20 protein-coding genes and 1 pseudogene are annotated in these 25984 nt (G+C 53.7%); 17 read left to right on the top strand and 4 right to left on the bottom strand.

Features of this window, described 5'->3' with window-relative positions; translation table 11 throughout:
* Nucleotides 1-14 precede the first annotated feature (14 nt).
* The 13 genes and pseudogenes from OGX66_RS21835 to OGX66_RS21775 all read left to right on the top strand — a co-directional run bounded on the left by OGX66_RS21835 (nt 15) and on the right by OGX66_RS21775 (nt 16885).
* Nucleotides 15-2300: a fimbria/pilus outer membrane usher protein gene (locus tag OGX66_RS21835; RefSeq protein WP_270921849.1), complete on the top strand. Its 2286-nt coding sequence runs from the start codon at nt 15-17 to the stop codon at nt 2298-2300.
* A 13-nt stretch (nt 2301-2313) separates the two neighbouring features.
* Nucleotides 2314-3282 carry a Csu type fimbrial protein gene (locus OGX66_RS21830; RefSeq protein ID WP_032941266.1) on the top strand — a complete coding sequence of 323 codons (969 nt, stop codon included), beginning with the start codon at nt 2314-2316 and terminating at the stop codon, nt 3280-3282.
* A gap of 320 nt (nt 3283-3602) precedes the next feature.
* Nucleotides 3603-4877: a Glu/Leu/Phe/Val family dehydrogenase gene (locus OGX66_RS21825; protein ID WP_286512238.1), complete on the top strand. Its 1275-nt coding sequence runs from the start codon at nt 3603-3605 to the stop codon at nt 4875-4877.
* A 325-nt stretch (nt 4878-5202) separates the two neighbouring features.
* Nucleotides 5203-6273: a dihydroxyacetone kinase subunit DhaK gene (gene dhaK / locus OGX66_RS21820; RefSeq protein WP_003020880.1), complete on the top strand. Its 1071-nt coding sequence runs from the start codon at nt 5203-5205 to the stop codon at nt 6271-6273.
* 11 nt (nt 6274-6284) lie between these two features.
* Nucleotides 6285-6917 (top strand): dihydroxyacetone kinase subunit DhaL, encoded by a 633-nt coding sequence (gene dhaL, locus OGX66_RS21815; protein WP_003020881.1) that lies wholly within the window; start codon nt 6285-6287, stop codon nt 6915-6917.
* A 10-nt stretch (nt 6918-6927) separates the two neighbouring features.
* Entirely contained in the window at nt 6928-8358 is a 1431-nt protein-coding gene (gene dhaM / locus OGX66_RS21810; protein WP_016150370.1) for a dihydroxyacetone kinase phosphoryl donor subunit DhaM, read from the top strand.
* Nucleotides 8359-8528: 170 nt separating this feature from the next.
* Nucleotides 8529-10241, top strand: a complete 1713-nt coding sequence (locus OGX66_RS21805; RefSeq protein WP_088902195.1) for an alpha,alpha-trehalase — start codon at nt 8529-8531, stop codon at nt 10239-10241.
* Nucleotides 10242-10448: 207 nt separating this feature from the next.
* The gene (locus OGX66_RS21800) at nt 10449-11471 is read left to right on the top strand and encodes an ABC transporter substrate-binding protein (protein ID WP_016150371.1); all 1023 of its coding nucleotides are present in this window, start codon (nt 10449-10451) and stop codon (nt 11469-11471) included.
* Nucleotides 11472-11497: 26 nt separating this feature from the next.
* Nucleotides 11498-12457: a FecCD family ABC transporter permease gene (locus tag OGX66_RS21795; protein ID WP_369707389.1), complete on the top strand. Its 960-nt coding sequence runs from the start codon at nt 11498-11500 to the stop codon at nt 12455-12457.
* A complete protein-coding gene (locus OGX66_RS21790; protein ID WP_088902194.1) occupies nt 12454-13215 on the top strand; it encodes an ABC transporter ATP-binding protein in 762 nt (253 codons plus the stop codon). The genes OGX66_RS21795 and OGX66_RS21790 overlap by 4 nt, the downstream gene beginning before the upstream one ends.
* Nucleotides 13216-13224: 9 nt before the next feature.
* Nucleotides 13225-14037, top strand: a pseudogene (locus OGX66_RS21785) (class I SAM-dependent methyltransferase).
* Nucleotides 14034-14891 (top strand): ModD protein, encoded by an 858-nt coding sequence (gene modD / locus OGX66_RS21780; protein WP_016150375.1) that lies wholly within the window; start codon nt 14034-14036, stop codon nt 14889-14891. Before OGX66_RS21785 ends, modD begins: the two are co-directional and overlap by 4 nt.
* Nucleotides 14892-14914: 23 nt before the next feature.
* Nucleotides 14915-16885 (top strand): TonB-dependent receptor plug domain-containing protein, encoded by a 1971-nt coding sequence (locus OGX66_RS21775; RefSeq protein WP_016150376.1) that lies wholly within the window; start codon nt 14915-14917, stop codon nt 16883-16885.
* Nucleotides 16886-16926: 41 nt separating this feature from the next.
* On the opposite strand, the gene OGX66_RS21770 is transcribed toward OGX66_RS21775, so the two are convergent.
* Nucleotides 16927-17181: a GlsB/YeaQ/YmgE family stress response membrane protein gene (locus OGX66_RS21770; protein WP_003020908.1), complete on the bottom strand. Its 255-nt coding sequence runs from the start codon at nt 17179-17181 to the stop codon at nt 16927-16929.
* 201 nt (nt 17182-17382) lie between these two features.
* On the opposite strand from OGX66_RS21770, the gene ycgR reads away from it, so the two are divergent.
* Nucleotides 17383-18117, top strand: coding sequence for a flagellar brake protein YcgR (gene ycgR / locus OGX66_RS21765; protein WP_003020911.1), 735 nt, complete (start codon nt 17383-17385; stop codon nt 18115-18117).
* 11 nt (nt 18118-18128) lie between these two features.
* Here the strand turns inward: ycgR and emtA are convergent, their stop codons facing one another.
* Nucleotides 18129-18740, bottom strand: coding sequence for a membrane-bound lytic murein transglycosylase EmtA (emtA, locus tag OGX66_RS21760; RefSeq protein ID WP_003020914.1), 612 nt, complete (start codon nt 18738-18740; stop codon nt 18129-18131).
* Between the two features lie 98 nt (nt 18741-18838).
* Here emtA and ldcA point away from each other — a divergent pair, with 98 nt between their 5' ends.
* Together ldcA and OGX66_RS21750 are read left to right on the top strand one after the other, a co-directional pair.
* Nucleotides 18839-19753, top strand: a complete 915-nt coding sequence (ldcA, locus tag OGX66_RS21755; protein ID WP_088902192.1) for a muramoyltetrapeptide carboxypeptidase — start codon at nt 18839-18841, stop codon at nt 19751-19753.
* Between the two features lie 97 nt (nt 19754-19850).
* Entirely contained in the window at nt 19851-21584 is a 1734-nt protein-coding gene (locus tag OGX66_RS21750) for a potassium/proton antiporter (RefSeq protein WP_049016299.1), read from the top strand.
* A gap of 105 nt (nt 21585-21689) precedes the next feature.
* Here the strand turns inward: OGX66_RS21750 and dadX are convergent, their stop codons facing one another.
* The gene (dadX, locus tag OGX66_RS21745) at nt 21690-22760 is read right to left on the bottom strand and encodes a catabolic alanine racemase DadX (protein ID WP_003020922.1); all 1071 of its coding nucleotides are present in this window, start codon (nt 22758-22760) and stop codon (nt 21690-21692) included.
* Between the two features lie 12 nt (nt 22761-22772).
* The gene (locus tag OGX66_RS21740; RefSeq protein WP_003841565.1) at nt 22773-24071 is read right to left on the bottom strand and encodes a D-amino acid dehydrogenase; all 1299 of its coding nucleotides are present in this window, start codon (nt 24069-24071) and stop codon (nt 22773-22775) included.
* 322 nt (nt 24072-24393) lie between these two features.
* On the opposite strand from OGX66_RS21740, the gene OGX66_RS21735 reads away from it, so the two are divergent.
* Nucleotides 24394-25926 carry a SpoVR family protein gene (locus OGX66_RS21735; protein WP_044711046.1) on the top strand — a complete coding sequence of 511 codons (1533 nt, stop codon included), beginning with the start codon at nt 24394-24396 and terminating at the stop codon, nt 25924-25926.
* The last annotated feature ends 58 nt before the right edge of the window (nt 25927-25984 follow it).

Raw genomic sequence — 25984 nt, 5'->3', positions numbered from 1 at the left:
TATTAATATCGGGAATGGTTTGCGCACAAACGCTGAATAATAACCAGAGTGAGAATGGTGTTATTAATAGCACCTCACAAATTACGGGAGTCGATTTGTATCTCGATGTCACCTTGAATGGGAATCCCGTTGGGCTGGTACATTTTGGCTACGATAATGGAAAGCTTTATGCGGGAGCTGATACCCTGAGTAAAATGGGCTTTCGCTTTGCTCCAGACGCCACTAACGCCGTCTGCCTGAACGATATCCCCCAGCTAACCATTGACTACAACGTTCAGTTGCAAACGCTCTCGCTTACTGCGCCACTTAGTTCACTCGATCTTGCCACCACGCAGCTTAACTCGCCTACCGAAACCGCGCCAACGGCAACAACATCACGCGGAGCGCTGCTCAATTATGATATCTATACCCAGCAGGGGGATGAGAGCGCAATAAATACCTTCAGTGAACTTCGCGCCTTCAATGCTGCCGGCGTGCTCAGCACCACCCAGTTGACGCAGTACTCCACTGAGGAATACGCCGATAACAGCTTTGAGCGCCTTGATACCAGCTGGCGTACCTCATTTCCTGATACGATGTTGGCGTTAACCGTTGGCGATACCCTGACAAGCTCACTCATCTGGTCCCGACCTACGCGTATTGGCGGCATTCAGATAGGCACCGATTTTGGTTTACAGCCCTATATGCCAACCACCCCGCTCCCTGCATATCTGGGATCCGCGACGTTGCCATCAAACGTTGAGCTGTACGTGGACGGTGTCAGGTACTACAACGGAGAAGTCCCCGCAGGTAGTTTTCAGATCAACACCATGCCTAACATCAGCGGCGCGGGAACGGGTCAGGTGATGATGACAGACGCGCTGGGCAGAACGAGCGTACAAAATTTCTCGTTCTACAACGATCAACAACTCCTGCGGGAAGGATTAACCGCCTGGTCGGCAGAATTGGGCACGGTACGCGAAAATTATGGTTATTCCTCTTTTGATTATGCCAGCGCACCGGTATTGAGCGCTACATGGCGTCGCGGGTTTAGCAATACGTTGACCGCCGGGGCTCACGCGGAAACCAGCGATGGACTGATTAACGCAGGCTTCAGTAACGACTGGATCCCGGGAACCCGCAGCGGCACATTTTCGACATCACTTGCCGCAAGTAGCGATTCAGGGCAGAACGGATTTCTGTACAGTTTTGGTTATCGTTGGTCCGGCGAACGGTTTAATTTCAGTACCAGTACCACGGCAACTTCTGGCGATTACCGCGATGTCGCCACCCATTATGGTGAGCCGCCCCCAACGCTTAACAGCAACACGGTCATTGGCTATTCGCTGGAATCTGTCGGAAATGTCAGCCTGAGTTACCTGCAGTTTCGTTATCCACACGAAAATGCGGTGCGCTACGCTAACGCCAGCTGGTTCAAATCCGTTACAGACAACATCTCACTGAATGCCGGATTCAACCAGAACATTGACGATAACCGCGATCGCAGTCTCTATCTGATGGTAACGATTACCACTGATAACAATCTGAGCGCCAGCAGCACGCTACAACGCACCAACGATGAAACCGGCTATCAGCTCAACGCCAGCAAGACGCCACCTGCCGACGGCGGTTGGGGCTGGAATCTGGCCGCCAGTCAGCAGGCTTCCCGACAAAGTGGCCTGGGAGAAGTAGGATATCTGGGGCGTTATGGTAAAGCGTACGCGGGATTCAGCCGTTTACCAGATAACCATTACGGCTACGCAGGCGCAACCGGATCGCTGGTGACCATGGGAGGCGGCTTGTTTGCAGCCAGGGAAATCAACAATGGTTTTGCCGTCGTCTCAACTGACGGCGTGCCAGATGTTCCAGTCAAATTGCAAAATAACCTGATTGGTCGCAGCGATGACCAGGGACTACTGCTGGTCACGCCGCTCAACAGTTATCAAAAAAACCTGATCAGTATTGACCCGATGGATCTCCCCACCAATATGCGGATCGCACGCGTTGAGACGAATGCCACGCCTGCCGATCGTTCCGGCACTTTGGTTAGTTTTGGCATCACCCCCGTACGTGCTGCGCAGGTTATCCTCGTCGACAATCAGGGTAAGCCAATTCCTGAAGGCAGCATGGCTTACGCCATCAACGGAAAAGGACAGTCGTCTGTCGTTGGCTTTGATGGGATGACCTGGTTCGACACCCTGGAGCAGCACAACACGCTGCGCGTTGATACGGACACCGGTAGTTGTCGCGTGCAATTTGACTATCCCGTGTCAGCAAAGGGGATTATGCAAATAGGCCCACTGGTTTGTCGCCCACACTAACAGGAGTACGTTCATGAGGTTAAGACATCTGCTTCTCATCGCTGCCGTACTTTTTTGTCCGGCTATTAGCCATGCGGTTACCTGTTCGGTGAGCAATGTGCAACCCATAAATTTAGGTTCGGTCAATCCACTGTCTGCAACAGGCGCAACGTCATCAATGACGTTCAGTTACACCTGCACCAAAGAGCTTGGTGACGCGCTGGCAGGGATCAATCTCTGTTTTAATATTGGCGCCTCGGCCGTCAGCGGCCAGGTGACACCGCGAAATATGTCATTAAGCGGAACGCCTGCCAGTACACTGGCATACCAGCTTTACCAGGATAGCGGGCGCACCAAAGTTTGGGGCAGCCAGTATCAGTCGGGAACCACTTTTCCCATGGTACAGCTTAACCTGCTGAATCTGACGCCAGTGACGGGTTCACTCACGGTATCGGCGCAGATCGTCACACCACAAACCGCAGCCGTCCCCGGAAATTATCAGGATAACTATACGACGGCAACAGCCCTTGTCACTCTCAATCCCGGATTGCTTTTCCCGCCAACAACCTGTGGCGATACGGTTGCCGCCAGGCTGCCTTTCACCGTATCGGCGACCGTAAGCAAACAGTGCAATATCACCTCTGCAACCGATATTAGCTTTGCGCCAGCCAGGGCAACCGGGCGTAACCTTACGGCTTCAAATACCGTGGGCGTAGCATGTTCCAATAACACGCCTTACACCATCGGGCTTCAGCCCTCCAACGGAAATACGGCAGGCAGCGGCGTGATGGCGGGCACGGGGTCAAATACGGATAAAGTCCCCTACCAGCTTAGTTCGACGCCAGGTCCTTCCGGTACGGTCTGGGGCAATACATCACTCAATACCGTCGCGGGCAACGGTACGGGGACAACAACTACCTACCCGGTTTACGCCACCGTCCCCAGCGCGAACTACACGCCAGACAACTATGCCGATACCGTTACCATCGCCGTGACCTACTGACCTCATCTTAACCGCAATAAAGCAAATACATTTTGTTATCAAATTATTTACTTTTAGAGGTGCGTCATAAATCTAACAAATTACGATTTTTATATATTCTGCATATTAAATTACGCACCCTGCAAAACAACCCAGATACAAGCAAAAAAAAGAATAACTATTCAATCGCAAGTTAAAGCCCATACTAATCATGGCGATAATTCGTGCTGGCCGGGCAGGCCCTTCTATGAAAAAAATGTTAAATTTAGGTTTATATGGTGAGATTCACTGTATACCACGGCCAAATTAAGAACATATTACTTTTATAACTAAGGTTTATCATGGATAAGTTATCTTACGCTTCAGATAGCAGCACATCTGCCTGGAATACCTACCTGCAACAAATCGAGCGTGTGGCCCCTTACCTGGGCGAACTTTCCCATTGGGTGGATACCCTGCGCCACCCAAAACGCGCGCTGATTGTCGACATCCCGGTGCAGATGGATGACGGCACTATCCGTCATTTTGAAGGGTATCGCGTGCAACATAACCTCTCCCGCGGGCCGGGCAAAGGCGGTGTGCGTTATCATCCTGATGTTGATCTTAATGAAGTGATGGCCCTGTCCGCATGGATGACCATCAAATGCGCAGCGTTGAACCTGCCGTACGGCGGTGCCAAAGGTGGAGTGCGCGTCGATCCGTTCTCGCTGTCTGAAGGCGAACTGGAGCGTTTAACGCGTCGTTATACCAGCGAAATCGGCATTATCATTGGGCCGCAGAAAGACATTCCTGCGCCGGATGTAGGTACTAACGGAAAAGTCATGGCCTGGATGATGGATACCTACTCCATGAACCACGGCACCACCGTGACCAGCGTGGTCACCGGTAAACCTATTCACCTTGGCGGTTCATTAGGTCGTGATAAAGCCACCGGTCGCGGCGTTTTCGTCAGCGGTCTGGAAGTCGCGCGCCGTGCCAACATCGAAGTTGAAGGTGCTCGCGTTGCAGTGCAAGGTTTTGGTAATGTCGGCAGCGAAGCAGCCCGACTGTTCGCGGCAGCTGGTGCACGCGTAGTCGCGATTCAGGATCACACCGCTACGCTGTTTAACTCCACAGGTATCGACATGACCGCGTTGTCTGCCTGGCAGTTAGAGCACAAACAGATTGCCGGTTTCCCGGGCGCTGAAACCATCGCCAGCGAGGCCTTCTGGAGCCTGGATATGGATATTCTTATTCCGGCCGCGCTCGAGGGTCAGATCACCCGTCACCGTGCGGAAACCTTGAACTGTAAACTGGTACTTGAAGGCGCTAACGGCCCAACCTATCCGGATGCCGATGATGTGCTGGCAAGCCGTGGTATCGTGGTTGTGCCTGACGTGGTCTGTAACGCCGGCGGCGTAACCGTCAGCTACTTCGAATGGGTTCAGGATATGGCAAGCTTCTTCTGGAGTGAAGAAGAGATCAACAATCGCATGGACAAAATTATGACTGATGCGATGGTGCATGTTTGGGAAAAAGCAGCTGAGAAATCCTGCTCCCTGCGTACCGCAGCCTACATCGTTGCCTGCGAACGCATTCTGCTGGCACGAAAAGATCGCGGAATTTATCCGGGTTAACGCCGAAATCGACCATGCCTACAAACCACCTGTTCTGCAGGTGGTTTGTTTTCCATAAAAAATCGTTCAAAAACTTTCCGCACAAATACCGCCCGACCTCTCACTTTCGCTGTTTTATGCACCATGACGTTCCAATACGGAACATTATTATGCTGCTATGTTTCGTATTGAAACGCTCTTCACAGCAATTTTCTTTTGCATACCCGTGTGCAAAATTACCTTATCGGCAGCGAGCGGTCGCCGTAGCGTTGTACAAACCGATACCCTACATCAGATGCCTGCCCGAATTTGGCAGCCATCCAGGACTGTCTGCGGAGCATAAATAATGAAAAAATTGATCAACCGTGTTGAAGACGTACTGAATGAACAACTCGCCGGACTGGCGAAAGCGTATCCTTCCCTGGCACTGCATCAGGACCCAGTGTATGTCACCCGCGCAGATGCACCGGTGATGGGCAAAGTGGCGCTGCTTTCCGGCGGCGGCAGCGGGCACGAGCCTATGCATTGCGGCTACATTGGTCAGGGCATGCTCTCCGGTGCCTGCCCGGGTGAGATTTTTACCTCCCCCACGCCGGATAAAATGTTCGAATGCGCCATGCAAATTGATGGCGGCGAAGGCGTGCTGCTGATAATCAAAAATTATACCGGCGACATTCTTAATTTCGAAACCGCTACCGAGCTGCTGCACGAAAGCGGCGTCAAAGTCACCACCATGGTGGTGGATGACGATGTGGCGGTGAAAGACAGTTTGTATACCGCCGGACGTCGTGGTGTGGCTAATACCGTATTGATCGAAAAACTGGTCGGCGCGGCCGCCGAACGCGGTGACTCGCTGGAAGCCTGTGCGGCGCTGGGTCGTAAGCTGAATAACCAGGGCCACTCCATTGGCATAGCCATTGGCGCCTGTACCGTTCCTGCAGCCGGACAACCGTCGTTCACGTTACAGGATAACGAGATGGAGTTTGGCGTAGGTATCCACGGGGAACCGGGCATTGACCGCCGCACCTTCACCTCTCTCGATCAGACCGTTGATGAAATGTTCGATACCCTGCTGGAAAACGGTAACTACAGCCGTACGCTCCGCCACTGGGACAACGTCCAGGGCGCGTGGCATGAAGGTAAAGAAAGCAAGCGCGCGTTACAAAGTGGCGATCGGGTTATTGCGCTGGTCAATAATCTCGGTGCGACGCCGTTGTCTGAACTCTTCGGCGTGTATAACCGCCTCGAAAGCCGTTGCCAGGATGCAGGCATCGTCATTGAGCGCAACCTGATCGGTTCTTACTGTACCTCTCTGGATATGACCGGCTTCTCCATCACCCTGTTACAGGTGGATGACGAAACGCTGAACTTATGGGATGCACCGGTTCACACCCCTGCTCTCAACTGGGGTAAATAAGGAGATTCATGATGTCCCTCAACAGAACACAGATTGTTAATTGGCTCTATCGCTGCGGTGAGATATTCACCACTGAAAGTGATTTTCTCACCGGACTTGACCGGGAGATCGGCGATGCCGACCACGGTCTGAACATGCATCGTGGTTTCAGCAAAGTCGTTGAAAAGCTGCCTTCCATCGCGGACAAAGACATCGGCTTTATTTTGAAAAACACCGGTATGGTGCTGCTCTCAAGCGTCGGCGGGGCCAGTGGACCGCTGTTTGGCACGTTTTTTATCCGCGCCGCCCAGGTGACTCAGGCTCATCAAAGCCTGACGCTTGAAGAGCTGTATCAAATGATTCGTGATGGTGCAGAAGGTGTGATTAGCCGCGGTAAGGCTGAACCTGGCGATAAAACCATGTGCGATGTCTGGCTGCCGGTAGTGGAGTCTTTACGCCAGTCATGCGAACAGAAGCTGAGCGTCCAGGCAGCTCTGGAAGCGGCAAGCCAACAAGCGGAAGTCGCAGCGCAAAGCACCATCACCATGCAGGCTCGCAAAGGCCGCGCCAGCTATCTAGGTGAGCGCAGCATTGGGCATCAGGATCCCGGCGCAACGTCGGTCATGTTTATGATGCAAATGCTGGCTCAGGCGTCCAGAGAGTAAGGATAAAGCGATGGTAAACCTGGTTATTGTTTCTCACAGCGCCCAACTGGGCGAAGGCGTCGGCGTGCTGGCCCGGCAGATGTTAATGGGTGATGGTTGCAAAATCGCCATTGCCGCAGGCATTGACGATCCTGAGAATCCGATTGGCACCGATCCGATTAAGGTGATGGAAGCCATCGAGTCCGTGGCCGATACGGACCACGTGCTGGTGATGATGGATATCGGTAGTGCATTACTGAGTGCGGAAACCGCGCTGGAACTGCTCGACCCTAACATTGCCGCCAAAGTGCGTTTGTGCGCAGCACCACTGGTTGAAGGCACACTGGCCGCGACGGTTAGCGCCGCCGCAGGTGCTGATATCGATCGGGTTATCCGTGATGCCATGAACGCCCTCGACGCCAAATGTGAACAACTGGGTTTACCTTCGCCATCCGCAGCGAAACCCGCATCCGCAGAACTGTCTCCCGACGCTGATGCCCGTTCTGTTGCCATTGTGGTGAAAAACCCTAACGGCATCCACGTCCGCCCGGCTTCGCGGCTGGTTTCTGCGTTGTCTGGTTTTAACGCCGACATGTGGCTGGAGAAAAACGGCAAGTGTGTGGTCCCTGATAGCCTGAATCAAATAGCCCTGCTGCAGGTACGCTGTAATGACACGCTACGCCTGATTGCTAAGGGCGAACAGGCAGAGGATGCGCTGGCCGCATTTAAACAGTTGGCGGCAGAGAATTTTGGTGAATCGCTCGAGCCCGCGCATACTGATAACAAGGCAACTCTGGCTCCCTCAAAAGTCACGGGGACGGCATTTTGTCACACGCCGTTCTCGCCAAAGGTAAACCCGCAGTCCGCCGCATCACTGCAGGCTGAGCAGCAGCGATTACAGACCGCCATCCAAAGTACGCTGAACGATCTGAGCAAACTCACCGCTCTTGCTGAAGAACGATATTCCGCAGATATCGCCGCCATCTTCTCCGGTCACCACACGCTGTTGGACGATCCTGAACTGTTTGAAATGGCCTGCGATGTAATGCGTGAAAAACAATGCAGCGCCGCCTGGGCCTGGCATCAGGTGCTGAGCGATCTCAGCCAGCAGTATTTACAGCTCGATGACCCTTATCTGCAGGCGCGATACATTGATATTGAAGATTTGCTGTCTCGTTCACTGCAACATTTGACGGGAGAGAGCGCACAAATTCCCGCGTTCTTGCGCCCCACTATCCTGGTCGCTGATGTCATTTATCCGTCTACGGTACTGCAACTCGATCCGAAGACCATCAAAGGTATCTGCCTGCGGGACGGCAGCGAAGCCTCTCATCCGGCGATTATCGCTCGTGAAATGGGTCTGTGCTGGATGTGTCAGCAAGGCGCTGCTCTCGATAGCATAAAGATGGGCGATACTCTGACCATTGACTGTGTCACACAGCGGATAACCCGCGCAAACTGATACCGAAGCACACCCTTTTCGACAAAGGGTGTGCTTCTTCCCTATTCGCGTCGGGAAATGTCTGTTTGTTCGCAAAATGGGGTGTCGATCACGCGCAACGGTCGATCCTGAACTAAGGTTTTCTCATGGTAAATGCCGCTACTTCGGCACACCGCTAAGGAGATTAACCGATGATAACGCCTGCAACTCGCCATCCAGGCCTGCTTTCTGTTGCAATAAAACTGACTCTCGCCAGTACCTTTTTTGCCCTTTCCTCTTTTGCCGTCAATGCAGAAGACGCGCCAGCCGCTACACCGCAGCCGCCAGATATCCTGCTTGGACCTCTGTTTAACGATGTACAAACGGCTAAACTGTTTCCAGACCAGAAAACCTTTGCTGACGCAGTTCCTAACAGCGATCCTCTCATGATCCTTGCCGATTACCGGATGCAGAAAAATCAGTCCGGATTCGACTTACGCCATTTTGTGGAGGTGAATTTCACCTTGCCGAAAGAAGGCGAGAAATACGTTCCCCCGGCCGGGCAATCATTACGCGAACATATTGACGGACTGTGGCCGGTCCTCACCCGCTCGACAACTGACGCTGAAAAATGGGACTCGCTACTGCCACTTCCAGAGCCGTATGTGGTGCCTGGCGGGCGTTTTCGCGAAATATATTATTGGGACAGCTATTTCACCATGCTGGGGCTTGCCGAAAGCAATCACTGGGATAAGGTCTCGGATATGGTGGCAAACTTCGCTTACGAGATTGATTCCTGGGGACACATTCCTAACGGCAATCGCACCTACTACCTGAGCCGTTCGCAACCGCCGTTCTTTGCCTTTATGGTTGAACTGCTGGCGCAGCACGACGGGAATGACGCGCTGAAAAAATACCTCCCACAGATGCTCAAAGAGTACAGTTACTGGATGGAAGGTGTCGAAACACTCCAGCCCGGTCAGCAAAATAAGCGTGTGGTTAAACTGGATGACGGTACCATTTTGAACCGCTACTGGGATGACCGCGATACGCCGAGGCCAGAGTCCTGGGTAGAGGATATCGCCACCGCTAAAAGCAACCCAAATCGCCCTGCCACAGAAATCTACCGCGACCTGCGTTCAGCGGCTGCGTCCGGCTGGGATTTTAGCTCCCGCTGGATGGACAATCCTAATCAGCTGGGCACTCTGCGCACCACCAGCATCGTTCCAGTCGATCTCAATGCGTTGATGTACAAAATGGAAAAAATGATCGCCCTCGCCAGCAAGGCTGCCGGTGATGATGCCAAAGCGGCGCAGTACGATGGCTTCGCTAATGCCCGACAAAAAGGGATCGAAAAGTACCTGTGGAACGACAAAGAAGGCTGGTATGCCGACTACGATCTGAAAAGCCATAAAGTACGCAATCAGCTCACGGCCGCCGCCCTGTTCCCGCTGTATGTCAATGCGGCGGCAAAAGATCGCGCCGGTAAAGTCGCCATAGCCACCCAGGCACATCTGCTGCAACCGGGCGGCCTTGCTACCACGTCGGTGAAAAGCGGCCAGCAGTGGGATGCCCCCAACGGCTGGGCCCCGCTCCAGTGGGTCGCAGCATCCGGGTTACAGAATTACGGTCAGGATAACGTTGCGATGGATGTGACCTGGCGATTCCTTACCAATGTGCAGCACACCTACGATCGAGAGAAAAAGCTGGTTGAAAAATATGACGTGAGCACCACCGGCACCGGCGGTGGTGGCGGGGAATATCCATTGCAGGATGGTTTTGGCTGGACCAACGGCGTCACGCTAAAAATGCTTGACCTGATCTGCGCCAAAGAGAAGCCCTGTGACAGCGTACCCGCATCGCGGCCAACACCGACAAGTACACCACCAGCCGAGCCTAAAAAACAGACTCAACCGACGCCATAACATCATTACCTGAGCCGTTTTACTCCCCGAATCCGCGCTTCGTCGCGGATTTTTCTGTCATATTTTTCGCTATTTAAGCTGCCTCTATCCCCTCTAGCCCTTATGGGGTATCCGGTGTTTTCATCCGCGAGAATTTGATTCTGAACATGTTTTTATTCGATGTATATGTAAATATATAGCGAATTTGTAACCTTCAGGATACTGATAATGGCACTGACAAGACGGATGTTTGCCCAACTCGTGGCATCTGCACTGCTGCTACGCCATCTTCCCGCATTGGCGCAAACGCCGCTAACCGTTGCCGTTGGAGGCTCGCCAGGGCCGAATATAACCCAACGCGTGGTCAGCGCGGGGGCGCCCGCTGACATGCTGCTGCTGGCCGTCGCGCCGGAAAAACTGGTAGGGCTTTCCTCCTTTGATTTATCTCACCAGACCGCCATCCCGTTCCACGATGATATTCGGGCATTGCCGAAACTGGGCAGGCTGGCAGGACGCGCCAGTACCCTATCACTTGAAGCGTTACTGGCGCTTAAACCCGACCTGGTTGTTGACTGCGGCAATGCCGATGAAACCTGGCTTTCTCAGGCCAGACAAGTGAGCGCACAAACTCACATTCCCTGGCTGCTGATTAACGGCGAACTGCGCCATACCCCAGAACAGTTGCGCGCAGCCGGTGAAGCATTGGGCATCGTCTCGCGTACTGCAATGCAGGCCGCGCTGGCCCGTCGATTTATCGATAATGCAATAGCTTTCTCGCATACAGCTGCAGCGAATCTGCGTTTTTATGCCGCGCGCGGTGCCAGAGGACTGGAGACAGGTTTACAAGGTTCTTTGCATACCGAAGCGGCAGAACTGCTGGGGCTACAGAATGTGGCGCACATCCCCGGAAGACAGGGGCTCACACAGGTTTCAATGGAAAATCTGCTCAGTTGGCAGCCCGATATTATTTTGGTGCAGGATGCGATGACAGCGCAGCACCTACGAGAAGATCCGATCTGGCAAGGGGTCAAAGCGGTTGCTGACCGGCGCATTCTGTTTCTCAGCGGTCTGCCGTTTGGCTGGTTGGATGCACCTCCTGGCATCAACCGTTTACTGGGGTTACGCCGCCTGCACGCCTGGCTTGAACCGCAGGTTAACAAGAGCTTTAAAGCCGATATGCAGCGCTACAGCGAACTGTTCTGGCATACCACGCTAAGCGATGCACAGTATCAACGTCTGGTGGCAGTCTGATGAAAACATCTACCCTCGGTTTTCTGATGATTGCTGCGGTGGTGCTTTGCGCGAGCGTCGCTGCGGTATCGGGCGCGTACCGCCTGGATGCGCAACAGGTTGTGAATCTTATTACAGGTACTGATGACGTCCCGATGCAGGACAAAATCGTCTTCTGGCAAATCCGCCTGCCGCGCATTCTGGCTGCATTGCTGCTCGGCGCGGCGCTGGCAGGCGCAGGAACCACCTATCAGGGCATGTTCCGCAACCCGCTAGTCTCACCGGATATCCTCGGCGTGGCGGCGGGTGCCGGTTTAGGTGCCTGTACGGCAATCCTGTTTGGATTACCGATCCTGTTTATTCAACTGTATGCGTTCACGGGTGGTTTATTCGTGGTCGCCGGTGTCTGGTTGATTACCCGGCGAGTCAAGCGCCACGACCCGGTGTTAACGCTGGTGCTGGTCGGGATTGCGCTGGGCACGGTATGCGGCGCGGGAATTTCACTCATCAAAACGCTGGCCGACCCGTATACCCAACTTCCCTCCATCACTTTCTGGCTGCTCGGCGGTTTATCAACGATTACGCTGCACGATCTGTGGTTCTCGGCACCGCTGATCTTGGCAGGACTGGTCCCGCTATTGCTGCTGCGCTGGCGCATGAACCTGCTCACCCTTTCGGATGATGAAGCACGATCGCTTGGCATCAACGTCGCCCGACTACGTCTGGGACTGATCGTCTGCGCAACGTTAATCACCGCCTGCACCGTCGCCATCGCGGGCATCATCGGCTGGATTGGGCTGGTTGTGCCACATATCGGCCGACTCCTCAGTGGCAATAACCACCAGCAACTACTGCCGGTTTCCATGGGAGTCGGCGCCATTTTGCTGCTGCTCACCGATACCCTCGCCCGTACGCTGAGCAGCACGGAAATTCCGCTGGGGATCCTGACTGCATTTATTGGCGCACCGTTCTTTTTGCTGCTTTTGCTGCGAGGAAATCGACCATGACGCTATTAATCGTGCGCCAGGCGTCGCTGGGATACCACAGTCAACAGCCCGTGCTACGCGATGTCTCCTTTCAGGTTCCGCCCGGCTCCGTCTGTTGTCTGCTTGGTGCCAACGGTAGCGGAAAAACCACCCTGATGCGCACCATTCTCGGCGTTCTTTCGCCGCTTCACGGTGACATTCTTCTTGATGGCATCGCCATAAATCATCTCAACGATCGGCAACGCGCCGCCGCTATCGCCTGGGTTCCTCAGGCGCATGACGGCGCATTTGCCTTCACTGCGCTGGACATGGTGATGATGGGGCTGGCCCCGCAACTGGCGGCATTTGCGGTTCCCGGGGCTAAAGAACACGAAATTGCTCATCAACAACTGGCGATGCTGGGGATCTCTCACCTGGCGCCCCGGCGCTGGAACACTCTGAGCGGCGGAGAGCGCCAACTGGTATTGATTGCCCGCGCTCTGGCGCAACGTCCGCGCCTTTTGTTGCTGGATGAACCCGCTTCCAGCCTGGATTTTGGGCATCAGATCCGTCTGCTCGACACGCTGGTGACGCTGAAAAATTCGGGTATGGCCCTGCTGATGTCTACGCATCATCCGTTGCACGCCCGGGCAATCGCCGACAGCGTGGTACGCGTTGAACCGAACGGTGAGGTGTCGCAGGGGCTTCCTGAACACCAGCTCGCCACCGATCGCCTGGCTGCACTGTATCACGTTACACCGTCACAAATTGCCCACCACCTCTTTGGCTCTCACAATTAAGGAATAAGAATGCTCATTGACGACATTGATTTTGCCGATCTTTACCGTAAACAGTTACAACTGGCGAACAGAACCGAGAAAAAGCCGGAGCACTGGGATAAACGTGCGGAAAAAATGGCGGAGAATTGCGCCTCATTAACCGACAGCTATTTGCTACAGCTGTTGGGGAAAATCGACCTGCAAGGAGCGGAGTCACTATTTGATATGGGCTGCGGTCCCGGTACGGTCTCGCTGGCGCTGGCTAAAAAGATACCAATAATTTACGGCGTAGATTACAGCCAGGGAATGCTGAGCGTTGCTGCCCGCCGCGCTGTGCAAATGAACGCCCGTCACGTACAGTGAGTGCAGCGGGCCTGGGAAGAACACTGGGATGATTTACCCCAGTGCGATATCGCCGTCGCCTCGCGCTCTACGCTGGTTGCCGATATGCGCCAGGCAATGACCAAACTGAATAATCAGGCCCGGCTGCGGGTTTACACCACCCATCTCGTCAGTTCATCTTTCGTTTCCCCCTCCATTCAACGTGCGCTGGGCCGCGAGGTGATTGAGCTTCCCAACTATATCTATGCGCTTAATGTCCTGTATCAGATGGGGATCCACGCGCACGTCGATTTTATCCGCGGCCCCAACTGTCAGCAGGACAACAGTACCTGGACGCGCTTTCTGGAAAACGTGCGCTGGAGTATGGGCGAACTAAGCGCCGACGAGGTCGAACGTCTGGAAACCTGGTATCAGCAGCAGGATCCACGCGCGATTGCCCCCGCCAGCCGTGACTGGGCGCTTATCTGGTGGGACAGTGTGCCGCGGGAGGCGCTGCGATGATCTACTTTTCGCAGGCGCAAACCGACGCGCTGCTGCTGGAAGATATTCAGGGCGGCGATCTGACTACCCGCGCGTTGGGAATTGGCGCACAGCCCGGCGTTATGGAGTTTTACCATCGCCAGGGTGGGTGCGTTAGCGGCACCGCTGTTGCCAGACAAATGCTGACATCATTGGGCATAACCGTCAGCGATATTATGGCCGATGGCGAACGAGCGAGCGCGGGACAGAGAATAATTTGTGCGCACGGAAATGCGGCGGCACTACATCAGGGCTGGAAAGCGGTACAAAACGTTCTGGAGTGGAGCTGCGGAGTTTCGGGCTATCTTGAGAGCATGTTGAGCCAACTGCGCCAACGCTATCCTGATGGGCAGATTGCCTGCACCCGCAAAGCCATTCCCGGCACGCGTTCGTTGGCGACTCAGGCAATACTCGCTGCCGGGGGCATTATTCATCGCGGAGGATGCGCCGAAACGGTGCTGCTGTTCGCTAATCACCGCCGTTTTCTTACCAACCCAAACGACTGGACAAACGCGGTTGCGCGCTTACGCAGCCATGCGCCAGAAAAAAAGATCGTCGTCGAAGCGGATACGCCAGATGAAGCATTAGCCGCGCTACGCGCCGCGCCCGATGTTCTGCAACTCGACAAATTCACCCCTGAGCAGGCGACAGACATTGCCCGTCAGGCACCTTCACTGGCCCCTCATTGCACGCTGGCGCTGACTGGCGGCATTACCCTCGCCTCGCTGGCGAGTTATCTCGACTGTGGCATCAGGCTCTTTATCACTTCCGCACCTTATTACGCTCCACCTGCGGATATCAAAGTTAGCCTGAGCCCGGACGCACGTGGCATATAACATTAAAAAATGGACTAACAATAATGAATTTCAACAAAAGTTGTCTTTACACAGCCCTGTCGTTTGCTTTCGCGCACAGTGCTTTTGCTGGGCAAGAAAGCGAAACCATGACCGTCTGGTCAAGCCCGGCCTCTGCGGCAACCACTACGGTTCTCGGCCAGGAAACGATCCAACAGTTGGATAAACAAAACGTGGCGCAGGCGCTAAGCGTCGTCCCCGGCGTGGTGCTGCAAAAGTCGGGCAACCGCAATGAGCAGCAGGTGAAAGTACGCGGTTTTGACAGCCGTCAGGTTCCCGTCTTTTTTGACGGTGTGCCGGTGTACATCCCCTATGACGGCAACCTCGATTTAGGCCGTTTTCTGACATCCGATATCGCTTCAGTTGAAGTATCCAAAGGCTACTCATCTCTGCTACAAGGGCCTAACCAGATGGGCGGTGCCATTAATATCACCACCAAAAAGCCCACCAAACCAATTGAAGGCAGCATCGGTTATCGCCAGGGCTGGAGTCGTAGCAAAGACAACGCTCACGATATGCACGCTTCATTTGGCGCCAGTAACGATCTGGGTTACATTCAGCTCAGCGGCAGCCAGTTGAAGCAGGATTTCCTTGGCTTACCGCACGGCGTGGACAATCCGGTTGCGGGTAGTCACGGCAAGATTGCCAACTCGTCCGCCGATGATAAACGCGGCATCGTGAAGCTGGGCTTTACCCCTCGCGGCGATGATGAATATGTCCTGACCTATATTAATCAGGACGGTGAAAAAGATAACCCACCATATGCCGGAACCAGCAGTCAGAAATCACGCTACTGGCAATGGCCACAGTACGATAAAGAGAGCTATTACTATCAGGGCACCACCCATCTGGGCGATCGTTTCACTCTGAAAAGCCGTCTGTATCGCGATACCTTTGAAAATACGTTGATGATGTACAACTCGCTTGCCGATCTGAAAAACAAAAAAGGCAACTACAGTCATTATTCAGACTATAGCGATGGAGCTGGCCTGCAGCTCGCTGCGGATATGCGTGAAAACGACCTGCTCTCTTTCGCCGTAAACTGGAAGGATGATGTTCACCGCGAGAAAGGCGCACCGAATGCGGCTTACGACCGTTACGAAGACCGCACCTGGTCTGTTGCCAGTGAATATCAGTGGGCGGCGGCGGATAATGTCGATGTAGTGGCGGGAATAAGCTATGACTGGCGCGACAGTCTGGAAGGCATGAAGCACGAAAAAAATGGTAGCGTCACCCACTATGATGACAACAATCAGTCGGCCTTCAACTGGCAGATGATGACCAAATATCACTTCGAAAATGCAGACACATTAGCGCTTTCCTATTCTGACAGAACGCGTTTCCCTACGTTGAAAGAACGCTACACGACCTCAAAACCGGCCTATAACCAGGTGGCGCTGGTCAATCCGCAGCTTAAACCTGAACGCGCCCGCAGCGTGGATCTGACCTGGAATGGGTCACTTAGTCAGAACTGGGGATTCGAAGCCAGCGTGTATTACAACCGCATCAGCGACGCCATCCTTTCACACAATATTGATGCCGACACCATTCAGAATCAGAACAGCGGCCGGGTGGATTACACCGGTCTGGATGCAGGCGTTAAAGGTAAAGTCTTTGATATACTGGATGTGGGTCTGAGCTACGGCCTTATTCATGCAGACGTCAAACGCAGCGACATCGGCAAGATTACCGACCTGCCAACGCAAACCCTGACTGCCTGGATGACGCTGAAGCCATGGGATCCGCTCAGTATTACGCTGTCAGAAGAGGCCCGTTCGTCGAGCTATAGCAATAGCGACGGCTCACAGAAAGCCGCTGGTTTCGCCATTACCCATTTACGCGCTGACTACGCCATCGGTCACGGATTCAGCGTTAACGCGTCGGTCAATAACCTGTTCGATACGCAGTACGTTTATAGTGAAGGATTTATTGAAGAAGGCCGTAATTACTGGGCGGGGATTGAGTATCAGTTCTGACTTAGCAATACAGAGAAACGGCCCCCGCGGGGGCCGTTCGATTAATCTCGCCGCACCAGTCGGAAGACACCCAGCACAACAATCGCGCCGACCACGGCCACCAGGAAGCTGTGGAGATTAAACCCGCTGACATCGCCGCCGATACCAAACATCGTTGCCAGCCATCCACCGACCACAGCACCGACAACACCGAGAATACAGGTCAGGATAAATCCACCGCCATCGCGCCCCGGCATAATCAGTTTGGCGATAACCCCCGCAATCAGACCAAAAATAATCCAGGCAATAATTCCCATTTTCAGGCCCTCTTTCCAGTGAACGCACGCGCAAGACATTCTTGCGCCAGCCTTTAAAGTATAGGCAAACCATCGCTATATGCTGTTTTCACGCAGACTTAATTCATTGGCGTTGGTAAAAAATTTCATCCATTTGTATTAAGTTCCGTTGATTGATGCCGATAATCCAACGACAAACCAGGCATCCGGGAGTCATTAGGTGTGAGTAACTACAATGAGCAGTTCCTGAAGCAAAATCCGTTAGCGGTGTTAGGTGTACTTCGGGACTTAAAATCGCAGCAGGTTCCACTGCGTATCTCCTGGTCGGGCGGCCAGTTCATCAGCAAAGTTCTGGCCGTCAGCCCGGACGAGCTGGTCATGGATTTTGGTAGCCAGGAATATGAAAACCAGGCCGTACAGCGGGCCAGTCAGATCTCGATTATCGCCGAAACGCAGGGAGCCAAAGTAGAATTCACCCTGCCACAGTTAAAAAAAGGTGAGTATCAGCAACTGCCAGCGTTTATTTCATCCTTGCCGCCTTCCCTATGGTTTGTTCAGCGTCGGGAATATTTCCGCATCGGCGCTCCGCTGCATCCTCCCTATCGCTGCACGGCAAAAATGCCGGACAACAGCACGCTGTGCTTTCGCTTATTCGATTTGTCGCTTGGCGGTATGGGCGGGCTGTTAGAAACGGCAAAACCAGAAGGACTGGTAGAAGGTATACGCTTCGCGCAGGTTGAACTGAACATGGAACAATGGGGGGTGTATCACGTTGACGCCCAGCTTATTTCCATTAGCGAACGCAAAGTTATCGACAGTAAAAACGAAACCATTACCACTCCCCGCCTGAGCTTTCGTTTTCTCAACGTCGGCCCGGCGGTGGAGCGGAACTTACAGCGGATTATTTTTTCCCTTGAGCGCGAGGCCCGGGAAAAGTCGAACAAAGTGCGCGATTAACATCACCTGAATTACATTACATCCAGCGCTTGCTGAAGCTTCCAGATATAGCGCGGAGCTTGCGGCGCCGGATGATTGTCCGCAACATGTTCAATAAATTCATCCGGGCTGAGATCGTTGATCTTATTGATGGCTTTCTTCCTGTCGGAAGAGAACGTTCGCAGCAATGCTCCCGCTCCGTTAGCGTACGATACTACCAGCGCATACTGCATCACCTGTGGATCCTCAATCCCTGCCAGCGGCCCGGTCTCCAGAATGCTCAGGTATGCGGCCCCCATGGAGATATTGCGTTCGGGGTTTTTCAACTCGCTGGTCGACGGCTCTCCGCTCCATCCCATGCGACGATAAACATCGCGGCCTGAAGTCGAGGCTTTTAACTGCATCAGACCAATCGCATTAGACTTACTGACCGCATTCGGATTACCGCCTGATTCAATGGCAATAATAGCGGTAATCAATTGTGGACTGACACCCCAGGCCGCACCGGCTTTTTCACTAATCGGCATCCATTGCATTGCGCGTTTAACCGGAACTTCAGCATTCCACGGCGGGTTTTTGTAATCATGTTTTGAACTACAGCCCGCAAGTAATACAACCAAAAAAGCAAACCATCTCAATTTCACGTCATCTATCCTTATAGCCGGAACCTGTCGCTGAGGTGACAACGACATACCTACGCGGCATGATATACATTTGGTTTTAGTTGTAGCAAGGAAATGCCATGTCCCGGTTTCACTTAATTGCCCCGTCGGGCTACTGTATCAATCAGCAGGCTGCGTTACGTGGGCTTGCACGTCTTACTGAGGCCGGTCATCAGGTCGACAATTCAGCGGTCATTGCGCGCCGCTGCCAGCGTTTTGCGGGTACAGAGGCAGAAAGGCTTGCTGATGTGAACTCGCTCGTTAATCTGAAAACCCCCGATACCATTGTGATGGCGGTACGTGGCGGCTATGGCGCGAGCCGTTTACTGGAAGATATTGACTGGCAAGGGCTGGCAGCCCGCCAGCAACAAGATCCGCTGCTGCTGTGCGGGCACAGCGATTTTACGGCGATCCAGTGTGGTCTACTGGCTCAAGGGAATGTGATTAGCTTCAGCGGCCCGATGCTGGCGGCCAACTTCGGTGCCGAGGAGATAAACGCATTCACCGAGCACCATTTCTGGCAAGCATTGCGTAATGCCCAATTCACCCTCGAATGGCAGGGTGACGGTCCGCAGTGCGCGACTGAAGGTACACTGTGGGGCGGAAATCTGGCGATGATCATTTCGCTGATGGGTACACCGTGGATGCCGGCCATCAAAAACGGCATTTTGGTGCTGGAAGACATTAACGAGCATCCATTCCGTGTCGAGCGCATGCTGCTGCAGCTGTACCACGCGGGAATACTGGCCCAGCAAAACGCCATTATCCTCGGCAGTTTTAGCGGCAGCGCGCCGAATGATTACGACGCTGGTTACAATCTTGATTCAGTTTGTGATTTTCTGCGCACCAGACTGTCCGTTCCGTTGATCGGCGGCCTCGATTTTGGCCATGAACAACGCACTGTCACCCTGCCGTTGGGAGCCAGAGCGGTGCTGAAAAACGATAAAAACAGCACTCAGCTCACCTTAAGTGGGCATCCGGTACTAAAATCGTAAAAAAAGCGGCTAATAGGGCTAAGTAAAACGCTGTTTCTGTCGTTATTATGGTAGGGTTTATTAATACGAAACAGCGTAATTCAGGAGTAACCGAACGTTGGATGCCGCAGCAATTATTAGCCTTTTCATTTTGGGTTCCGTTCTCGTCACCTGCAGTATCTTACTCAGTTCATTCTCATCACGTCTCGGTATCCCAATTCTGGTGATATTTCTCGCTATCGGTATGTTAGCGGGTGTGGATGGTATTGGCGGCATACCTTTCGATAACTATCCTTTCGCCTACATGGTGAGTAACCTGGCACTGGCGGTTATCCTACTCGACGGCGGCATGCGCACTCAGGCCAGCTCTTTTCGCGTTGCGTTAGGCCCGGCGCTATCGTTGGCGACGGTCGGTGTGCTGATTACTTCCGGACTCACTGGCATGATGGCCGCGTGGCTGTTTCATCTGGATCTTATCGAAGGGCTGCTGATTGGCGCGATTGTTGGTTCAACTGACGCCGCGGCGGTCTTCTCCCTGCTTGGCGGTAAGGGGCTTAACGAACGCGTTGGCTCTACGCTGGAAATTGAATCCGGTAGTAATGACCCGATGGCCGTGTTTTTGACCATCACACTCATCGCCATGATCCAAAATCACGAGACCGGTTTAAGCTGGATGTTCGCGGTGCACATTATCCAGCAGTTTGGCTTAGGAATCGTTATCGGTCTTGGCGGTGGATATATGCTCCAGCAGATGATTAACCGCATTTCTCTGCCTGCCGGACTGTATCCACTCTTGGCGTTAAGCGGTGGGATCCTGATTTTTGCCCTGACCACTGCGCTGGAAGGCAGCGGTATTCTGGCGGTTTATCTGTGTGGTTTCCTGCTGGGTAATCGCCCCATCCGCAACCGATTTGGTATTCTGCAAAACTTCGACGGTCTGGCCTGGCTGGCGCAAATCGCCATGTTCCTGGTGCTTGGACTGCTGGTTACGCCGTCCGACCTGCTGCCTATCGCAATCCCTGCGCTGATTTTGTCTGCGTGGATGATATTCATTGCCCGCCCGCTTTCGGTCTTCGCCGGACTGCTACCGTTTCGTGGCTTTAATCTGCGTGAGCGTATTTTCATCAGTTGGGTGGGGTTGCGCGGCGCGGTGCCGATCATCCTCGCCGTCTTCCCAATGATGGCGGGCCTGGAGAACGCGCGCCTGTTCTTTAACGTCGCCTTCTTCGTGGTACTGATCTCGTTGCTGTTTCAGGGAACGTCACTTTCGTGGGCCGCGAAAAAAGCCAAAGTGGTGGTCCCTCCCGTCGGCTGGCCCGTTTCGCGCATTGGTCTCGATATTCACCCAGATAACCCGTGGGAGCAGTTTGTTTATCAGCTCAGCGCAGATAAGTGGTGTGTGGGTGCCGCGCTGCGCGACCTGCATATGCCGGAAGAAACGCGAATAGCCGCCCTGTTTCGTGACAACGTGCTGTTTCACCCCTCCGGCAGTACGCGTCTGCGCGAAGGCGACGTATTGTGTGTTATTGGTCGCGAACGCGATCTCCCGGCTCTCGGCAAGCTATTCAGCCAGTCACCACCGGTGTCGTTAGACCAGCGCTTCTTCGGTGATTTTATTCTTGAAGCCAGCGCGAAATATGCCGATGTGGCGCTGATTTATGGTCTGGATGATGGCACAGAGTATCGTGATAAGCAGCAAACGCTGGGTGAAATTGTCCAGCATCTGCTTGGTGCCGCGCCGGTCGTCGGTGACCAGGTGGAATTCGCTGGCATGATCTGGACGGTGGCCGAGAAGGAAGATAATGCAGTGCTGAAGGTCGGTGTTCGCGTTGCTGAAGACGAGGATGAGTAAAGCGGATGATGTTTGCCGGGTGGCGGCAGCGCCTTACCCGGCCTGTAAAATGCACTGAATCTACAGGCCCGATCAGCGCAGCGCCATCAGGCAACCCCATAAATGTTACACCGTCACAACCGGTACGCGCAGCGCCAAAGAACACATCAACTCGTAGCCCACCGTTCCTGCTGAGGTAGCTACATCGTCAATTTTAATCTCTTTGCCCCACAGCTCTACCGGTGTCCCGATCCCTGCCTGCGGGCACGGTGTCAGATCTACCGCCAGCATATCCATTGAGACTGTCCCTACCGTCCCGGTACGTACACCGTCCACCAGCACAGGCGTTCCGCTTGGCGCATGGCGCGGATAACCGTCTGCATAGCCGGTAGCCACTATTCCGATGCGCTGCTCGCCGCTGGCGGTGTAACGGCCACCGTAACCCACCCGATCGCCAGCTTTCAGCGTTTGTATGCCGATTATCTCGCTGCTCAGAGTCATCACTGGCTTCAGGCCGGTATTGGCGATGTCCCGCCATTGTCCCGAAGGTGACGCGCCATACAAAATAATGCCCGGACGAACCCAGTCATAATGCGCTTCAGGGTGCCACAGCGTGGCGGCCGAATTCGACAGTGACCGTCTGCACTCCAGTCCTTCTGTTGCCAGCGCAATACGCGCCATTGCTTCCTGGATACCTTCCGGGTGCTCTGCATCTGCAAAATGCGACATCAGCGTCATTTCGCCGACGTTGGGCATCGCCCGCAGCTGTTGCCAGACCGTTGGAACTCTTTCCGGTAAAAACCCAAGCCGGTTCATACCGCTGTTCACCTTCAGGTAAACGTCGAGCGGAGCCTTGAGGCGCGCATTCTGCAATGCTTTTAGCTGCCAGTTACTGTGTACACAGGTGGTCAGTCGATAATTGTCATATACCGTCAGGTCTTCAGCGTGGAAAAAACCCTCCAGCATGAGTATCGGGCCTTTCCATCCGCGCTCGCGCAGGGTTATCGCCTCTTCAAGATTGAGCATGGCAAAACCATCGGTTGTGCCCAGCGCATTCCAGACGCGTTCAATGCCGTGTCCATATGCATTGGCTTTCACCACCGACCAGACGCGAGCGTCCGGCGCTGCCTGGCGGGTAATGGTCAGATTTTGTTTCAACGCCTGCAGGTCAATGCTGGCCAGTATCGGGCGGGTCATCTCACGTCCTTATCAGTTATGTGCGCCATGTAAATGCCGTGGACGAGAGGGGGTAAACCCCGGACTGTAACGCGCCACGCTCAGATCGTCATAAGGTATGGCTGGCGTACGGCCAGAAAGGATATCGCTCAGCAACTGACCGGAACCGCAGGCCATGGTCCAGCCCAGCGTGCCGTGGCCGGTATTGAGCAGCAGATTCTTAAAGCGGGTGCGCCCCACCACCGGCGTACCGTCCGGCGTCATCGGACGAAGTCCGGTCCAGAAGGTTGCCTGCTCCACATGACCACCGCGCGGGAAGAGATCGCGTACGACCATTTCCAGCGTTTCACGACGAGGTTGTAGCAGCTCTGTATTAAAACCGACAATCTCCGCCATGCCGCCAACCCGAATACGATTGTCAAAGCGGGTAATAGCGATTTTGTAGGTTTCATCAAGGATAGTAGAAACCGGCGCGCCATCGTCTTGCGCTACCGGAATAGTCAACGAATAGCCTTTGAGCGGATAGACCGGGATATCAACGATCCCTTTCAGCATCGCCGTGGAGTACGACCCAAACGCCATCACATAGGCATCGGCTTTGATAATCTCTTCGCCGCACTGGACGCCATAAATCTGCTCACCATCGCTCAGCAGCTTATCGACCGGGGTGTTAAAGCGAAATTTAACGCCCGCCTGCTCCGCCATCTGCGCCAGACGCTGGGTAAACAACTGGCAGTCGCCGGTTTCATCATTCGGTAAACGCAGACCGCCGGTCAGTTTGTGCGCCACTTCTGCCAATGCCGGTTCGACTTCCGCCAGACGATTTGCTTCCAGGAGCTGATATGGCACGCCAGCGTCTTCGAGCACGGCGATGTCGCGAGTGGCGTTCTCATACTGTTGAGCGGTACGGAACAGTTGCAGGGTTCCGCCCTGACGTCCTTCATACTCAATACCGGTAGAGGCGCGCAGCGCTTTCAGACAATCACGGCTGTATTCCGCCAGTCGCACCATGCGCCCTTTATTTTCCATGTAGTGGCTGGTGTCGCAGTTGCGCAGCATCTGCCACATCCATTTCAACTGGAACTGGGTTCCGTCAAGACGAACGGCCAGCGGAGCGTGGCGCTGAAACATCCATTTGATTGCTTTAAGCGGTACGCCTGGTGCCGCCCATGGTGCCGCATAACCTGGAGATATTTGCCCCGCGTTCGCCGCACTGGTTTCCAGCGCCGGACCGGGCTCACGATCAATGACGGTGACATCGTGTCCAGCCTGACTTAAGTACCAGGCGCTGGTCACGCCAACGACACCACTTCCCAGTATGACAACTCGCATAGCCACTCCGTTAACAGTAAAAGAACAATCATCTAATTACATCTTGATAACTCAGTTGAAAATATTATTCAACATATGGCTTTTTTATGGTGACTTATCTCACATATAGCGGTGATGGCGGGGAACTCTCTGCTTTGGCATCTCCTGCTGTGCGTTATTTTTATCCAGCATAAAATTTTGCGGCAATGCCGTTTTTCAACGCCTCGCTAACGAGAAATCGCAAAGAAAAAATTTCTGCCGCAGCACGTTTTTTAACACCATGATCTATGCTTGAAATGAGGTACTCCAGACAGAGAGTGCCGCCAACAATGAGGGTGCGCGAATGGCTACGATTGATTCCATGAACAAGGACAGCACACGGTTAAGCGATGGACCCGACTGGACGTTTGATCTGTTGGATGTCTATCTGGCAGAGATAGACCGCGTGGCGAAACTCTACAGACTGGATACCTACCCGCACCAAATCGAGGTGATCACCTCCGAACAGATGATGGACGCTTACTCCAGCGTCGGGATGCCGATCAACTATCCTCACTGGTCGTTTGGTAAAAAGTTTATTGAAACCGAGCGCTTGTATAAGCATGGTCAGCAGGGACTGGCCTATGAGATTGTTATCAACTCCAATCCGTGTATCGCGTATCTGATGGAGGAGAACACCATCACCATGCAGGCGCTGGTGATGGCGCATGCCTGCTACGGACACAACTCCTTCTTCAAAAACAACTACCTGTTTCGTAGCTGGACGGATGCCAGTTCCATCGTCGATTACCTAATCTTCGCACGAAACTATATAACCCAGTGTGAAGAACGCTACGGGGTGGATGAAGTCGAAAAGCTCCTCGACTCCTGCCATGCGCTGATGAACTACGGCGTTGACCGTTACAAACGCCCGCAAAAAATCTCCCTACAGGAAGAGAAAGCCCGGCAGAAAAGTCGTGAAGAGTATCTGCAAAGTCAGGTCAATATGTTGTGGCGCACGCTGCCGAAGAAAGAGGAAGAGAAAACCATTTCCGAAGCGCGGCGATATCCTTCCGAGCCGCAAGAAAACCTGCTGTATTTTATGGAAAAAAACGCGCCGCTACTGGAGTCCTGGCAGCGTGAGGTGTTACGCATTGTACGCAAGGTCAGCCAGTATTTTTATCCGCAGAAACAGACGCAGGTGATGAACGAGGGCTGGGCCACTTTCTGGCATTACACCATCCTGAACCACCTTTATGATGAAGGTAAAGTCACCGAACGGTTTATGCTGGAGTTTCTGCATAGCCATACCAATGTGGTATTTCAGCCACCCTACAACAGCCCGTGGTATAGCGGGATAAACCCTTATGCCCTAGGGTTTGCCATGTTCCAGGATATCAAACGTATTTGTCAGTCGCCGACCGAGGAGGACAAATACTGGTTCCCGGATATAGCGGGTTCCGACTGGCTGGAAACCCTGCATTTCGCGATGCGCGATTTCAAAGATGAGAGTTTTATCAGCCAGTTCCTGTCACCGAAGGTAATGCGCGATTTCCGCCTGTTCACCGTGCTGGACGACGATCGTCACAACTATCTGGAGATTTCTGCGATTCATAACGAGGAAGGATATCGTGAGATCCGCAACAGGTTGTCGTCGCAATACAACCTGAGCAACCTGGAGCCGAATATTCAAATCTGGAATGTCGATCTGCGTGGCGACCGTTCGCTCACCTTGCGCTATATTCCGCATAACCGCGCACCGTTGGATAAAGGACGCAAAGAAGTGCTCAAGCATGTACACCGGCTTTGGGGTTTTGATGTGATGCTGGAGCAGCAGAATGAAGATGGCAGCGTGGAGCTGTTGGAGCGTTGTCCGCCAAGGATGAACGGTCTGTAAATCTTATTGCCTGAGGCGGTGTAAACACCTTATCCGGCCTACGAAGTGCATGCTTTGT

This window comes from Citrobacter sp. Cf072 (genome assembly GCF_030334485.1).
In the GTDB taxonomy this organism is placed as follows: domain Bacteria; phylum Pseudomonadota; class Gammaproteobacteria; order Enterobacterales; family Enterobacteriaceae; genus Citrobacter; species Citrobacter freundii.
This window is presented reverse-complemented; position numbering and strand designations above follow the sequence as displayed.

What these genes read in the sequence shown, in the direction of transcription:
- OGX66_RS21790 (WP_088902194.1), top strand. Translation starts at nt 12,454, where the DNA reads ATGACGCTATTAATCGTGCGCCAGGCGTCGCTGGGATACCACAGTCAA.
- OGX66_RS21740 (WP_003841565.1), bottom strand. Translation starts at nt 24,071, where the DNA reads ATGCGAGTTGTCATACTGGGAAGTGGTGTCGTTGGCGTGACCAGCGCC.
- OGX66_RS21800 (WP_016150371.1), top strand. Translation starts at nt 10,449, where the DNA reads ATGGCACTGACAAGACGGATGTTTGCCCAACTCGTGGCATCTGCACTG.
- OGX66_RS21835 (WP_270921849.1), top strand. Translation starts at nt 15, where the DNA reads ATGGTTTGCGCACAAACGCTGAATAATAACCAGAGTGAGAATGGTGTT.
- dhaM (WP_016150370.1), top strand. Translation starts at nt 6,928, where the DNA reads ATGGTAAACCTGGTTATTGTTTCTCACAGCGCCCAACTGGGCGAAGGC.
- modD (WP_016150375.1), top strand. Translation starts at nt 14,034, where the DNA reads ATGATCTACTTTTCGCAGGCGCAAACCGACGCGCTGCTGCTGGAAGAT.
- dhaL (WP_003020881.1), top strand. Translation starts at nt 6,285, where the DNA reads ATGTCCCTCAACAGAACACAGATTGTTAATTGGCTCTATCGCTGCGGT.
- OGX66_RS21770 (WP_003020908.1), bottom strand. Translation starts at nt 17,181, where the DNA reads ATGGGAATTATTGCCTGGATTATTTTTGGTCTGATTGCGGGGGTTATC.
- OGX66_RS21735 (WP_044711046.1), top strand. Translation starts at nt 24,394, where the DNA reads ATGGCTACGATTGATTCCATGAACAAGGACAGCACACGGTTAAGCGAT.
- dadX (WP_003020922.1), bottom strand. Translation starts at nt 22,760, where the DNA reads ATGACCCGCCCGATACTGGCCAGCATTGACCTGCAGGCGTTGAAACAA.
- ldcA (WP_088902192.1), top strand. Translation starts at nt 18,839, where the DNA reads ATGTCCCGGTTTCACTTAATTGCCCCGTCGGGCTACTGTATCAATCAG.
- OGX66_RS21775 (WP_016150376.1), top strand. Translation starts at nt 14,915, where the DNA reads ATGAATTTCAACAAAAGTTGTCTTTACACAGCCCTGTCGTTTGCTTTC.
- OGX66_RS21795 (WP_369707389.1), top strand. Translation starts at nt 11,498, where the DNA reads ATGATTGCTGCGGTGGTGCTTTGCGCGAGCGTCGCTGCGGTATCGGGC.
- dhaK (WP_003020880.1), top strand. Translation starts at nt 5,203, where the DNA reads ATGAAAAAATTGATCAACCGTGTTGAAGACGTACTGAATGAACAACTC.
- OGX66_RS21805 (WP_088902195.1), top strand. Translation starts at nt 8,529, where the DNA reads ATGATAACGCCTGCAACTCGCCATCCAGGCCTGCTTTCTGTTGCAATA.
- OGX66_RS21825 (WP_286512238.1), top strand. Translation starts at nt 3,603, where the DNA reads ATGGATAAGTTATCTTACGCTTCAGATAGCAGCACATCTGCCTGGAAT.
- OGX66_RS21830 (WP_032941266.1), top strand. Translation starts at nt 2,314, where the DNA reads ATGAGGTTAAGACATCTGCTTCTCATCGCTGCCGTACTTTTTTGTCCG.